We start from the raw sequence: 12,821 nt of genomic DNA on the forward strand, positions 1-12,821 counted from the left end.
CGACCGTCACGGTCGGGGCGCCCCCTTGTCTCTGTCTGTCTACCGCTGCTCGTTCCCCGGGCCGCCGATCACGCCCTGGATCACCCCGGTGGGTGCCGTCGGCGTGTCCGGCTTGCCGTCGCCGGTGGTGTCCCCGGGCTGACCGCCCGGCTGGGTGTCGGGCTTGGCGCCCGTACCCGGCTTCCCGCCGCCGGGCTTGCCGCCCGTGCCCGGCTTGCGGCCGCCGCGGCCGTGGCCGCGCTTGTCGTCACCGCCGGAGCCACTGCCGGAACCGTCGCCGGAGCCCTTGTCGGCGCCCGGCATCGGGACGGTGCCGAAGGTCGGCGCGTCCTTGCCCTCGAGTGCGCCGGTCATGGCGTCGCGCCAGATGGGGCCGGGGGTGTCGGCGCCGTAGACCTTGTCGTGGTAGACGCCGCCGATGGTGATGTTCTCCATGTCGACGCCCTTGGCGCCGGGTCCGCCGACCCACACGGCGCCGGCCATGTTCGGGGTGTAGCCGACGAACCAGGCCGCCTGGCGCCCGTCCGTCGTACCCGTCTTGCCCGCGCTGTCCCGGCCGCTGAGACCGGCCTCCTTACCGGTGCCGTCCTCGACCACTCCCTGGAGCAGGGTGTTGACGGTGTCGGCGGTCTGCTCGGACATCGCCCGCGAGCACTTCGTCTTGGGAACCCGCAGGTTCTTGCCGTCGGGGCCGGTGGCCGACTCGACGATGACGGGAGTGCAGTACGTGCCGTGGTTGGCGAAGGTCGCGTAGGCGGAGGCCATGGTGAGAGGGGAGAGACCCTCGGTGCCGAGCGCGATCGACGGCACCTGATCGAACTTGCCGCCGCCGGCGGGCTTGATGCCCAGCTTGTCCGCCATCTTGATCACCGGGCAGACGCCGGTGTCCTCGATCATCTGGATGAAGTAGGTGTTGACCGACTTCGCGGTCGCCTCCTTCATCCCGTACGGGCCGGCCTCGCTGCGGTTCTCGTTCTGGACCATGTCGCCGCCGCTGTTCTTCCACGGCTTGCCGCACGTCTCCACCTCGTCCGGATACGGCATCCGGAACGGCGAGGAGTACGTCTTGTACGGCGACACGCCCTGCTCGAGCGCGGCCGCCGCGAGGATCGGCTTGAACGTCGAGCCGACCTGGAAGCCGTAGTTCGAGCCGCCCATGGCCTTGTCGGCGGAGAGGTTGATCTGCGTCTGGTGGTCGCCGAAGCCGTACGGGCGCGACTGGCCCATGCCGAGGATCTTGCCCGTGCCGGGCTGGACGATCGACACGGCGGTGGCCACCGAGTCGCTCTGGTAGACGTGATCGGTGATCGACTTCTGCACGGACTTCTGCGCCTGCGGGTCGAGGGTGGTGCGGATGACCAGGCCGCCCTCGTTCCAGCGCTTGGCCCGCGCCTCCTTCGTCTTGCCGAAGACCGGGTCGTTGAGGAAGGTCTCGCGGACGTAGTCGCAGAAGAAGCCCGCGCCGTTGACGGCGGTGATGCAGCCGCTCTTGGGCCGGCTGACCTTCAGTTCGAGCGGCTTGGCCTGCTCGGCGGCCGCCTGCGCCGGGGTGATGTGCTTCAGCTCGACCATGCGCTGGAGCACGGTGTTCCGCCGCTTGGTCGCCTCCTTGGGGGCGTTGACCGGGTCGTAGCGGCTGGGCGACTGGACGAGGCCGGCCAGCATCGCGGACTCGCCCAGGGTGAGGTCCTTGGCGTGCTTGCTGAAGTAGCGCTGGGAGGCGGCCTCGACCCCGTAGGCCTGCTGCCCGAAGAAAGTGATGTTCAGATAGTTGTTGAGGATGCGGTCCTTGCCGAGTTCCTTCTCGACCTGGATGGCGAACTTCAGCTCCTTGACCTTGCGGCCGATCGTCTGCTGGGTGGCCACGGCGACCTTGTCGGGGTCGTCGCCCGCCTCCTCGATGAAGACGTTCTTGACGTACTGCTGGGTGAGGGTCGAGGCACCCTCGGAGACACCGCCGGACTGGGCGTTCTTGTTGGCCGCTCGGAGCACGCCCTTGAGGTCGATCGCGCCGTGCTGGTAGTAGCGCGCGTCCTCGATGTCGACGAGCGCCTGGCGCATGTAGGGCGAGATGTCGTTCAGCGGCACCACAGTGCGGTCGCGGGAGTAGACCTTCGCTATCTCGCCGCCCTCGGCGTCGAGGATGGTGGTGCGCTGGCTGAGCGGCGGTGTCTTGAGGTTGGCGGGGATCTCGTCGAACCCCTCGACCGTGCCCTTGGCCACCAGGCCGAAAGCGCCGATGCCCGGTAGGGCCAGACCTGCCAGCACGACACCCGAAAGCACGCTGACACTGAGGAACTTCGCGGCCTGTCGGGCCCTGGAGGGGCCCTCGTCCGAGCGCTGCATAGCCATAGGGGGAAGCCTACGTTCTCATTCGGCGGACAGGCGCAGGTGTGTTCGCCTACGCTGTTTCACGCCAGTCACGGCGATGCTCCCCCGCATCACCTGCGCTCTCACTCTTGTGAGTGATGAGAGGTGCCTGTATTGCCGCCCATGTCCCTCATTGTCCATAGAGGGGTGGGTGGATCACCCCTCTATGGAGGGAATGGTCCGTGATGTCGTCGGCTCACTCCGTTGGGTGATCTGCCGCATACGCATAGTCCGTTCGGGCCATTCAAGATTGGGCCCGAAGGGGGTGTTGCCCCCTGTCCGCCTTCCGTAACGTCCTCAACTGGCAACGGTGAATATGCCGCTGCCGCCGTGGGGGAGCCTCGATTCGGGAGAGGACGGCGCCAGCATGGGCTGGGTAACCGACTGGAGTGCGCAGGCCGCCTGCCGCACGACCGATCCGGATGAACTATTCGTTCAGGGCGCAGCGCAGAACAGGGCGAAGGCGGTATGCACCGGCTGCCCGGTGCGCACCGAGTGCCTGGCCGACGCGCTGGACAACCGCGTCGAGTTCGGCGTCTGGGGAGGCATGACGGAGCGCGAGCGGCGGGCCCTGCTGCGGCGCCGTCCCACGGTCACGTCGTGGCGCAGGCTCCTGGAGACCGCTCGCACGGAGTACGAGCGGGGCGCCGGCATCCTGCCGCTGGGCGAGCCGGAGTACGACGAGTACGCGGCCGTCGGCTAGCGGGCGGACGCACCGCCGTAGGCCGGTAGGCCGACGGGTCGGCAGCCCACGGGTCGGCCGGGACGTCCGGCGGGTGCCCCCACGCCACGCCCACCACGCGCGGAGCGGGTACGCCGCGGAGCGGTGGTGGCGTACGACGGTGGCGGTACGACGCCCGGTGGGTGCGACCACACTTGCGGCACCGCACTGCCTCAGCGTCTCAGCGCGATACGGACGCGCCCTCTCCGGCGCTCCCGGCACCCTCCACGGCGCCATCTGTCTGATCGCCCGTCTGGTTCGCGAGGCGGTTGCCGATCGCCCGTAGCCCTGCCAGGTCGTGCACATCGCCGGGCAGCGCGGCGACTTCCGCCACCGGGACCTCCGGGTGCAGCGCGGTGAAGCGGTCGCGCGTACGTCGCTCGCGCGCGAGCACCTGCATGCGCTCGGCGTGCAGCCGCAGCAGCCCGGCGGCGATCCGCGCCGGGGACGCCACGGACGACGTCGAGGACATGGCGGAAGCGGAACCCGTAACGGAATCCGAATCCGTGGACGAATTCGTGGGCGAAGCCGTGGCCGCGTCGGCTTCCCCAGCGGGTCGCGGCACCGACGCGGAGGTCACCGGCGCTGAGGCCACCGAGGCGGTCGCTCCTGCGGACGCGGCGGGCTGGGGGAAGCCGCTCTCGGGAGAGGACGTGTCCGTGGGAGTGAGGGTGCCAGGGTCGCCGGCGGTACGTGAGCCAGCCTGCCCGCTGCCACGATCCACAATGCCGTCGCCGTCAAGATTTTCTGCGTATTCCGGAGCCCCTCCCGAGGGCCCTCCCGCCAGGTCGCTCGCGGCGTCCGTCGTTCCGTTCGCGAGCGCCTCTGCCGCGGCGAGGGCGCGCTCCGCCGAGAGCCCCGCCGCACCGCTGCCGTGCACCCGGTTCAGCACCAGCCCGGCCAGCGGCATCCGCTCCGCCGCCAGCCGCTCGACGAAGTAGGCGGCTTCCCGCAGCGCGTCCCGCTCGGGCGCGGCGACGACCAGGAAGGCCGTACCCGGAGCTTGCAGCAGCCGGTAGGTGGCATCGGCGCGGGTACGGAATCCGCCGAACATGGTGTCCATCGCGGCGACGAAGGTCTGTACGTCCCGCAGGAGTTGGGCACCCATCAGTTTGTTCAGGGGCCCGCTCATCACCGACATGCCCACGCCCAGGAACTTCATCCCGGCCCGGCCGCCGATCTTCGCCGGCGCCATCAGCACCTTGATGAACTTGCCGTCCAGGAACGAGCCCAGCCGGCCCGGCGCGTCCAGGAAGTCCAGCGCCGAACGGCTCGGCGGGGTGTCGACGACGATGAGGTCCCACTCGTCCCGGGCACGGAGCTGGCCGAGCTTCTCCATGGCCATGTACTCCTGCGTGCCCGCGAAACCGGCCGACAGGGACTTGTAGAAGGGGTTCTCCAGGATCGCCCGCGCCCGGTCCTCGTCGGCGTGCGCCTCGACTATCTCGTCGAAGGTCCGCTTCATGTCGAGCATCATGGCGTGCAGTTCACCGCCGGCGGAGCCGTCGATCCCGGCCACCCGGCGGGGGATGTTGTCGAGCTCGTCGATCCCCATCGACTGCGCCAGCCGGCGGGCCGGGTCGATGGTGAGGACGACGACCTTCCGGCCGCGCTCGGCCGCGCGCAGGCCCAGGGCCGCCGCGGTCGTGGTCTTGCCGACACCGCCGGAGCCACAGCACACCACGATGCGGGTGCGCGGGTCGTCCAGAATCGGGTCCATGCCGAGCGGCTCCGCCGCCGGTTCCACGCTCACCCGCTCACTCCCTGTCGCTCGCTCGCCTCTCCCCGCGCGAACTGCTTCCTCAGCTCGCGCGCCATGCGGTACAGCCCCGCCAGGTCCACCCCGTCGCCGAGCAGCTCGAGTTCGTACGTGGGCAGGCCCAGCCGCGCCACGTCCGCACGCCCCCGGTGCTCGAGGGCCAGCCGCTCGGTGTGCTCGCGCGCCTGCCGCAACAGCGGGTCGACGAGCGGTTCGGCGAGCCCCGCGCGCCGTGCGCCACCGGAGCCCGTGCGCTCCAAGGCGTACGCGAGGGCGCGCGCGACCTCCGGGCGCCTGCCGTTGGCGGCGGCCTCCACGGCCGCCTCGTCGAGGATCTCGGGCCGCACCATGTTGATCACCACGCCGCCGACCGGCAGCCCCGCGGCCCGCAGCTCCGCGATGCCGTCCGCGGTCTCCTGGACCGGCATCTCCTCCAGCAGCGTCACGAAGTGCACCGCCGTCTCCGGCGACTTGAGGACACGCATCACGGCTTGCGCCTGATTGTGGATCGGCCCGATCCGGGCCAGCCCGGCGACCTCGTCGTTGACGTTGAGGAAGCGCGTGACCCGTCCGGTGGGCGGCGCGTCCATGACCACGTAGTCGTAGACGAAGCGGCCCGTGCGGTCCTTCCGGCGCACCGCCTCGCACGCCTTGCCGGTGAGCAGGACGTCCCGCAGGCCCGGCGCGATGGTCGTCGCGAAGTCGATCGCGCCGATCTTCTTCAGTGCCCGGCCGGCGCTGCCGAGCTTGTAGAACATCTGGAGGTAGTCCAGTAGCGCCCGTTCGGCGTCGATGGCGAGCGCGTACACCTCGCCCCCGCCCGGCGCGACGGCGATCTTCCGTTCCTCGTAGGGCAGCGCCTCCGCCTCGAAGAGCTGCGCGATGCCCTGTCTTCCTTCGACCTCTACCAGCAGCGCCCGCTTCCCCTCGGCCGCGAGGGCGAGTGCGAGGGCCGCGGCCACCGTGGTCTTACCGGTACCGCCCTTGCCGCTGACGACATGGAGCCTGCTCATGATGCGGAGCCTAGCCAGTCGCCGCGTGGGCTACGCACGAGGCCGTCGGTATCAGGCATTACAGTCGGGCCCATGACCAAGAAGTGGGAATACGCCACCGTGCCGCTGCTCGTGCACGCGACCAAGCAGATTCTGGACACCTGGGGCGAGGACGGCTGGGAGCTGGTCCAGGTCGTGCCGGGGCCGAACAACCCCGAGCAGCTCGTGGCCTACCTCAAGCGGGAGAAGGCGTGAGCACGGTCGAGGCCCGGATCGCCGAGCTCGGGCTGACCCTGCCCGACGTCGTGCCGCCGCTGGCAACGTACCAGCCGGCCGTGCGCAGCGGCTCTTACGTCCACACCGCCGGCCAGCTGCCGATGGTCGACGGGGCCATCCCCGTGACCGGCAAGGTCGGTGCCGAGGTCAGCCCCGAGCAGGCCAAGGAGCTGGCGGCGCGCTGCGCGCTCAACGGCCTGGCCGCCGTGAAGTCGGTCATCGGCGACCTGGACAAGGTCGTCCGCGTGGTCAAGGTGGTCGGCTTTGTGGCCTCCGCGCCGGACTTCACCGGCCAGCCGGGCGTCCTGAACGGCGCCAGCGAGCTGCTGGGCGAGATCCTGGGCGAGAAGGGCGTGCACGCCCGCTCGGCCGTGGGCGTGGCGGTGCTGCCGCTGGACGCCCCCGTCGAGGTCGAGTTCCTCGTCGAGGTCCGGGACTGATCGTCCGGGGCTGATCGCCTGGGACCGATTGTCCGGGACTGATCGTCCGGGAGCCATCCCGGACGCCGGACGGGTACGTGTGTGGGCACGAGTGCGGGTGCGGGCGGTCGAGCCCGTCCCGGCCCCTCTCGAACATCCGGGCGTGAGCGCATAGCATCCGGCCATGTCGACTTCGAACGGCCAGTGGTACCCGCCGGAGTGGCCGGACCGGATCAGAGCGCTCACCCGGGGCGAGCTCCGGCCCGTGGCACCGCGCCGTGCCGCCACCGTCCTGTTGCTGCGCGCCCGGGAGGGCGGGATCGCCGTTCACATGCTGCGCCGACGCGCCTCCATGGCTTTCGCCGGAGGCGCGTACGCGTATCCGGGGGGCTCCGTCGACCCGCGTGACGAGCGCGACGTGCCCTGGGCCGGTCCCGCCCCCGAGGAGTGGGCCAGGCGGCTGGGGACCGACGCCGCCGGAGCACAGGCCATCGTCTGCGCCGCCGTCCGCGAGACCTTCGAGGAGGCGGGCGTGCTGCTGGCCGGTCCCGCCCCGGACACGGTCGTCGCGGACACCACCGGGGAGGACTGGGAGGCCGACCGGGCCGCGCTGGTCAGCCGTGAGCTGTCGTTCGCCGAGCTCCTCGAACGACGCGGCCTGGTCCTGCGCAGCGATCTGCTGGGGGCGTGGGCGCGGTGGATCACCCCGGAGTTCGAGCCGCGCCGCTACGACACGTGGTTCTTCGTCGCCGCGCTCCCCGAGGGGCAGCGCACCCGCAACGCCTCCACGGAGGCCGACCGCGTCGTCTGGACCGCCCCCGCCGAGGCGGCGGCCGGCTACGACCGGGGCGAGTTGATGATGATGCCGCCGACCATCTCCACGCTGCGCGCGCTGGGCCCCTACGGCACCGTCGACGAGGTGCTGGCGGCCTCGGGTGACCGGGATCTCACGCCCGTACTGGCGCGGGCGCGGCTCGTCGGGGAAGAGATCGTGCTGAGCTGGCCGGGCCACGACGAGTTCACCAAACACGTCGTCGCCAAACATGACACCGAGCACATCGTCCCTGGACCCTCGGGAGCCGACGCATGACGCACACGACCGATCTGCCCGGACGGCCGCGCCCCGGCGCCATCGGCGGCCCCGCGACCGCCCGGGCGACCTGTGTGCTCGCGCCCAACCCGTCCGCGATGACGCTGGACGGCACCAACACATGGATCCTGGCCGAGCCCGGTTCGGACCTGGCCGTCGTGGTCGACCCGGGGCCCGCGGACGAGACCCATCTGCGGAGGGTCGTCGACACGGCCTCGGCGGCGGGACTGCGCGTCGCCCTGACGCTGCTGACGCACGGCCACGCCGACCACTCCGACGGCGCGGCCCGGTTCGCGGAGCTGACGGGCACCAAGGTGCGGGCCCTGGACCCGGCGCTGCGGCTGGGCGGCGAGGGGCTCGGCGTGGGCGACGTCATCACGACGGGCGGGCTGGAGCTGCACGTGCTCTCCACGCCCGGCCACACGGCCGACTCCCTCTGCTTCCACCTGCCGGCGGACGACGCCGTCCTCACGGGTGACACGGTGCTGGGCCGGGGCACGACGATCGTGGCGCACCCGGACGGCCGACTCGGCGACTATCTCGACTCGCTGCGGCGGCTGCGCTCGCTCGCGGTCGACGAGGGCGTGCGGACGGCGCTGCCGGGGCACGGCCCGGTCCTGGACGACGCCCAGGGCGTCGTCGAGTACTACCTCGCGCACCGGGCCAAGCGGCTGGCCCAGGTGGAGACGGCCGTCGAGAACGGCCACCGCACGGCGGAGGAGGTCGTCGCGGCCGTCTACGCGGACGTCGACCGCGCGCTGTGGCCGGCGGCCGAGCTCTCGGTGCGGGCGCAGCTGGACTACCTGGACGAGCACGGGCTGATCTGAGGCGCCCGTACGGGACCCGTCCGCACGCGCCCGGAAACGGCAGGGCGGGGTTTCCCCGGGGTTCGTCACCCCGGGGAAACCCCGCCCGTTCGTCTTATGACCACGGTCTTATGACCGCCGTCTTATGACCGCGTCAGCGCGAGCGCTTGGCGAGGCGCTCCACGTCCAGCAGGATCACGGCGCGGGCCTCCAGACGGAGCCAGCCGCGGCCGGCGAAGTCCGCGAGGGCCTTGTTGACGGTCTCACGGGAGGCGCCGACCAGCTGGGCGAGCTCCTCCTGGGTGAGGTCGTGCACGACGTGGATGCCCTCTTCGGACTGGACGCCGAAGCGGCGCGACAGGTCGAGCAGGGCCTTGGCGACACGGCCGGGCACGTCGGAGAAGACGAGGTCCGACATCGAGTCGTTGGTGCGGCGCAGTCGGCGGGCGACGGCGCGCAGCAGGGCGGTGGCCACCTCGGGCCGGGCGTTGAGCCAGGGCTGGAGGTCGCCGTGGCCGAGGCCGAGCAGCTTGACCTCGGTGAGCGCGGTCGCGGTGGCGGTGCGCGGGCCCGGGTCGAAGAGGGACAGCTCACCGATCAGCTCGCCGGGGCCGAGGACCGCCAGCATGTTCTCGCGGCCGTCGGGCGAGGTGCGGTGGAGCTTCACCTTGCCCTCGGTCACCACGTAGAGGCGGTCGCCGGGGTCCCCTTCGTGGAACAGGGCGTCGCCCCTCGCGAGGGTGACCTCGCCCATGGAGGCGCGCAGCTCAGCGGCCTGCTCGTCATCGAGCGCCGCGAAGAGCGGGGCGCGCCGCAGAACGTCGTCCACGAGTTCTCTCCTTGTCGACATGCACAGAGGACCGTGGTCCCCATGATGCCCGTCGGTAAAACTGTGTGATCAAACACAAGTGTGGCGCATCGTCGCCCGGAGCCCTACGGCAGGGGTCCGATTGGGCTGTGGTTTTCCTGCGGTCGGGGCGGATGTCAGTGCTGGGCTTTAGTCTGGCCGGGTGTCCAATACGCCGGTGAGAGCACAGGGCAAGGGGGCCGGAAGGGTGAGCGCGGCCCGTGATTCCGCTGTGGGCGAACGCCCTGCCGCGAAGAAGACGAAATCAGAAAAAACGGACAAAACGCCGGTGACGAGACCACCGGCCGAACGGGCGGCCGCGAAGGCCGAGTCGCGTACCGCGCTGGTGCGCCGTGCCCGCCGGATCAACCGTGAGCTCGCCGAGGTCTATCCGTACGCCCATCCCGAGCTGGACTTCGAGAATCCGTTCCAGCTCCTGGTCGCCACGGTCCTATCCGCCCAGACCACCGACCTGAGGGTCAACCAGACCACTCCCGCGCTCTTCGCCGCCTATCCGACACCTGAGGACATGGCGGCCGCCGACCCCGAGACGCTGGAGCAGCTGATCCGGCCGACCGGCTTCTTCCGGGCCAAGGCCAAGTCCCTGATAGGCCTCTCCATCGCCCTCCGCGACCGCTTCGGCGGCGAGGTGCCCGGCCGGCTGGAGGATCTGGTCACGCTGCCCGGCGTCGGCCGCAAGACCGCCAACGTCGTTTTGGGCAACGCGTTCGGAGTGCCCGGCGTCACTGTCGATACCCACTTCGGCCGGCTCGTCCGCCGCTGGAAGTGGACCGACGCGGAGGAGCCCGAGAAGGTCGAGGCGGAAGTCTGTTCCCTCTTCCCCAAGAGCGAGTGGACGATGCTGTCGCATCGCGTGATCTTCCACGGCCGCCGTGTCTGCCACTCCCGCAAGCCCGCCTGTGGGGCCTGCCCGATCGCCCCGCTCTGCCCGTCGTACGGAGAGGGCGAGACGGACCCGGAGAAGGCGAAGAAGCTGCTCAAGTACGAGATGGGCGGGAAGCCGGGCCAGCGCCTCAAGCCCCCGGCGGACTATCCGGGCCTGCCCGCGAGCCCCCTGGGAGCCGAGTGACCGAGCGTACGCCGCAGAACCGCATGGCACGGGACCGCGCCCCGCAGGAGCGGGGCGCGGCCGAGGAGGACCGGGGGAGACGGATGACGAGCACGTACGGCGCGGGGACCGGGGAGACCGGGACCGCGGGGACCGGAGCGGTCGCCGTCACCGCGCGGGGGCTGCCCGAGTGGCTGGAGCCGGTGGAGCGCGCCGCGCGCACCGTGGAGCCGCGGCAGCTCAGCCGGTTCCTCCCGCCGGAGAAGGGCGGGCGGCAGTCCGCCGTGCTCATCCTCTTCGGCGAGGGCGCGCAGGGCCCCGAGCTGCTGCTCCTGGAGCGGGCCGGCGGACTGCGCTCGCACGCCGGGCAGCCGTCGTTCCCGGGTGGCGCCCTCGACCCCGAGGACGGCGATCCGGACGGTGACGGTCCGGTGCGGGCCGCGCTGCGCGAGGCCGAGGAGGAGACCGGGCTCGACCCGTCCGGGGTGCAGGTCTTCGGTGTGCTGCCCCGGCTCTACATCCCGGTGAGCGGTTTCGTCGTCACGCCCGTCCTGGGCTGGTGGCGCGAGCCCAGCCCCGTCGCGCCGGTCTCATCGCTGGAGACCGCCCGCGTCTTCACCGTCCCGGTGTCCCACCTCACCGACCCCGCGCACCGCGCCATGGCCGTCCACCCCAGTGGCCACCGCGGCCCGGCCTTCCGGGTGGGCCCCGCCCTGGTGTGGGGCTTCACGGCCGGAGTGATCGACCGGATCCTCCACTACGCGGGGTGGGAGCGGCCCTGGGACCGCGATCGGGAGGTCCCGCTGGATTGGCACTCCTGACGGGCATGAGACGGTGGCCCTCCGCCGGCCACGACGACACATCAATGCGAGGCATCTTTCGGTGAACGTGCTGGACATCGTGCTGCTGGTGGCCGCCGTGTGGTTCGCGGTCATCGGCTACCGCCAGGGGTTCGTCGTCGGCGTGCTCTCGGTGATCGGCTTCCTCGGCGGGGGTCTGGCCGCCGTCTACGCGCTGCCCGTGATCTGGGACAGCGCCACCGACGATGCCGAGCCGGGCACGATCGCGGCCGTCGCGGCCGTCGCCCTCGTCATCCTCTGCGCCTCCGTGGGCCAGGCCGCCACCACCCACCTCGGCAACAAGCTGCGCCGCCACATCACCTGGTCCCCGGCCCGCGCGCTGGACGCCACCGGCGGCGCCGTCGTCAACGTCGCCGCCATGCTGCTGGTCGCCTGGCTGATCGGCTCCGCCCTCGCCGGTACGACCCTGCCCACGCTGGGCCGGGAGGTCCGCGGCTCCAAGGTGCTGCTCGGTGTCGCCCGGGTGGTGCCCCCGCAGACCAACACCTGGTTCGCGGACTTCAGCACGGTCCTCGCGCAGAACGGCTTCCCGCAGGTCTTCGCGCCGTTCTCCGCCGAGCCCATCACCTCCGTGCCCGCCCCCGACCCCAGGCTCGCGGGCGGCCCCGTCGCCACCGAGGCCCAGCGCAGCATCGTCAAGGTCGTGGGCAACGCGCCCAGCTGCGGCAAGGTCCTGGAGGGCACCGGCTTCGTCTTCGCGCCGCACCGGGTCATGACCAACGCCCATGTGGTGGGCGGGGTCGACGAGCCCACCGTGCAGGTCGGCGGCAAGGGCCGCCTCCACGACGCGCGCGTGGTCCTCTACGACTGGAAGCGTGACATCGCCGTCCTCGACGTGCCGTCACTGGAGGCCCCCGAGCTGTCCTTCGCCCAGGGCGACGCGGAGACGGGCAAGAGCGCCATCGTCGCGGGCTTCCCGGAGAACGGCGCGTACGACGTGCGCGCCGCCCGCGTCCGCAGCCGGGTCCAGGCCAACGGTCCCGACATCTACCACCGCGGCAGCGTCCGCCGCGATGTCTACTCCCTCTATGCCACCGTCCGGCAGGGCAACTCCGGCGGCCCGCTGCTCACCCCGGACGGCGAGGTCTACGGCGTGGTCTTCGCCAAGTCCCTCGACGACGCCGACACCGGCTACGCGCTGACGGCGGACGAGGTCCACCAGGACGTCGTGACCGGCCGTACGGCGGCAGGCAGGGTCAACACCCAGGGCTGCGCCCTCTGACGCTCTCCGGCCCGCCCGGGCCGCCACAGCGCCTTCCAGGGGTGTTCCAGGGGCTTCTCGGGGCGCTCGGTGCGTCGTACACGTAACGCGTGTACGAGTGAGAGGCGCTCTGCGACAGAAGCAGTCGAGCGACGGAGCGCCCGGCGGTCAGCGGCCGCGGGGGTGCCGCAGCCTCGCCGACATCCAGCGGGCGCGCCGGCGGATGATGCGGGGAATGCCCATCCGCGGGTCGGGCCCGGCCTGTGGCCCGCGCCTGCCCAGCTCGGGTGCCTCCGTGACCACAAGCGCGGCATCGCCGTCGGCGCCGCGCTCCTGCGTCACATCGGTCACGTCCGTCACGTCACGGTAGTCGTGCGTCCAGCCCATACCGGAAGCTCTGCCCGGGCCCAA

At 71.5% G+C, this 12,821-nt stretch carries 13 protein-coding genes; 8 read left to right on the top strand and 5 right to left on the bottom strand.

The genetic code is table 11. From position 1 onward, the window contains the following. Window positions 1–39: 39 nt before the first annotated feature. Window positions 40–2,352: a transglycosylase domain-containing protein gene (locus RM609_RS27310; protein ID WP_311614241.1), complete on the bottom strand. Its 2,313-nt coding sequence runs from the start codon at window positions 2,350–2,352 to the stop codon at window positions 40–42. A 385-nt stretch (window positions 2,353–2,737) separates the two neighbouring features. Here RM609_RS27310 and RM609_RS27315 point away from each other — a divergent pair, with 385 nt between their 5' ends. Then, on the top strand, window positions 2,738–3,073 hold the full coding sequence (locus tag RM609_RS27315) for a WhiB family transcriptional regulator (protein ID WP_189455966.1): 336 nt from the start codon (window positions 2,738–2,740) through the stop codon (window positions 3,071–3,073). Between the two features lie 199 nt (window positions 3,074–3,272). Here the strand turns inward: RM609_RS27315 and bagB are convergent, their stop codons facing one another. Beyond that, window positions 3,273–4,811 (bottom strand): ATPase BagB, encoded by a 1,539-nt coding sequence (bagB, locus tag RM609_RS27320; RefSeq protein WP_311614295.1) that lies wholly within the window; start codon window positions 4,809–4,811, stop codon window positions 3,273–3,275. 29 nt (window positions 4,812–4,840) lie between these two features. Beyond that, a complete protein-coding gene (gene bagA / locus RM609_RS27325; RefSeq protein ID WP_311614242.1) occupies window positions 4,841–5,863 on the bottom strand; it encodes an ATPase BagA in 1,023 nt (340 codons plus the stop codon). A gap of 72 nt (window positions 5,864–5,935) precedes the next feature. Between bagA and sp36 the strand changes: the two genes are divergently transcribed. From sp36 to RM609_RS27345, 4 genes are all read left to right on the top strand, one after another. Next, window positions 5,936–6,097 carry a Sp36 family protein gene (gene sp36 / locus RM609_RS27330; RefSeq protein WP_232031662.1) on the top strand — a complete coding sequence of 54 codons (162 nt, stop codon included), beginning with the start codon at window positions 5,936–5,938 and terminating at the stop codon, window positions 6,095–6,097. Next, window positions 6,094–6,558: a RidA family protein gene (locus RM609_RS27335; protein ID WP_311614243.1), complete on the top strand. Its 465-nt coding sequence runs from the start codon at window positions 6,094–6,096 to the stop codon at window positions 6,556–6,558. Before sp36 ends, RM609_RS27335 begins: the two co-directional genes overlap by 4 nt. Window positions 6,559–6,721: 163 nt before the next feature. Next, entirely contained in the window at window positions 6,722–7,627 is a 906-nt protein-coding gene (locus tag RM609_RS27340; protein ID WP_311614244.1) for an NUDIX hydrolase, read from the top strand. Next, window positions 7,624–8,454, top strand: a complete 831-nt coding sequence (locus tag RM609_RS27345; protein WP_311614245.1) for an MBL fold metallo-hydrolase — start codon at window positions 7,624–7,626, stop codon at window positions 8,452–8,454. The genes RM609_RS27340 and RM609_RS27345 overlap by 4 nt, the downstream gene beginning before the upstream one ends. 133 nt (window positions 8,455–8,587) lie before the next feature. Here the strand turns inward: RM609_RS27345 and RM609_RS27350 are convergent, their stop codons facing one another. Continuing rightward, the gene (locus RM609_RS27350) at window positions 8,588–9,262 is read right to left on the bottom strand and encodes a Crp/Fnr family transcriptional regulator (RefSeq protein ID WP_004939715.1); all 675 of its coding nucleotides are present in this window, start codon (window positions 9,260–9,262) and stop codon (window positions 8,588–8,590) included. A 307-nt stretch (window positions 9,263–9,569) separates the two neighbouring features. On the opposite strand from RM609_RS27350, the gene nth reads away from it, so the two are divergent. The 3 genes from nth (at window position 9,570) to RM609_RS27365 (ending at window position 12,431) form a co-directional block, all read left to right on the top strand. Next, the gene (gene nth, locus RM609_RS27355; protein WP_311614246.1) at window positions 9,570–10,370 is read left to right on the top strand and encodes an endonuclease III; all 801 of its coding nucleotides are present in this window, start codon (window positions 9,570–9,572) and stop codon (window positions 10,368–10,370) included. A gap of 83 nt (window positions 10,371–10,453) precedes the next feature. Further along, entirely contained in the window at window positions 10,454–11,170 is a 717-nt protein-coding gene (locus tag RM609_RS27360) for an NUDIX hydrolase (RefSeq protein WP_311614296.1), read from the top strand. A 61-nt stretch (window positions 11,171–11,231) separates the two neighbouring features. Then, the gene (locus tag RM609_RS27365) at window positions 11,232–12,431 is read left to right on the top strand and encodes a MarP family serine protease (RefSeq protein ID WP_311614247.1); all 1,200 of its coding nucleotides are present in this window, start codon (window positions 11,232–11,234) and stop codon (window positions 12,429–12,431) included. Window positions 12,432–12,578: 147 nt separating this feature from the next. On the opposite strand, the gene RM609_RS27370 is transcribed toward RM609_RS27365, so the two are convergent. After that, the gene (locus tag RM609_RS27370; RefSeq protein WP_311614248.1) at window positions 12,579–12,797 is read right to left on the bottom strand and encodes a hypothetical protein; all 219 of its coding nucleotides are present in this window, start codon (window positions 12,795–12,797) and stop codon (window positions 12,579–12,581) included. Window positions 12,798–12,821 lie beyond the last annotated feature (24 nt).

This window comes from Streptomyces hesseae, from assembly GCF_031845785.1.
In the GTDB taxonomy this organism is placed as follows: domain Bacteria; phylum Actinomycetota; class Actinomycetes; order Streptomycetales; family Streptomycetaceae; genus Streptomyces; species Streptomyces hesseae.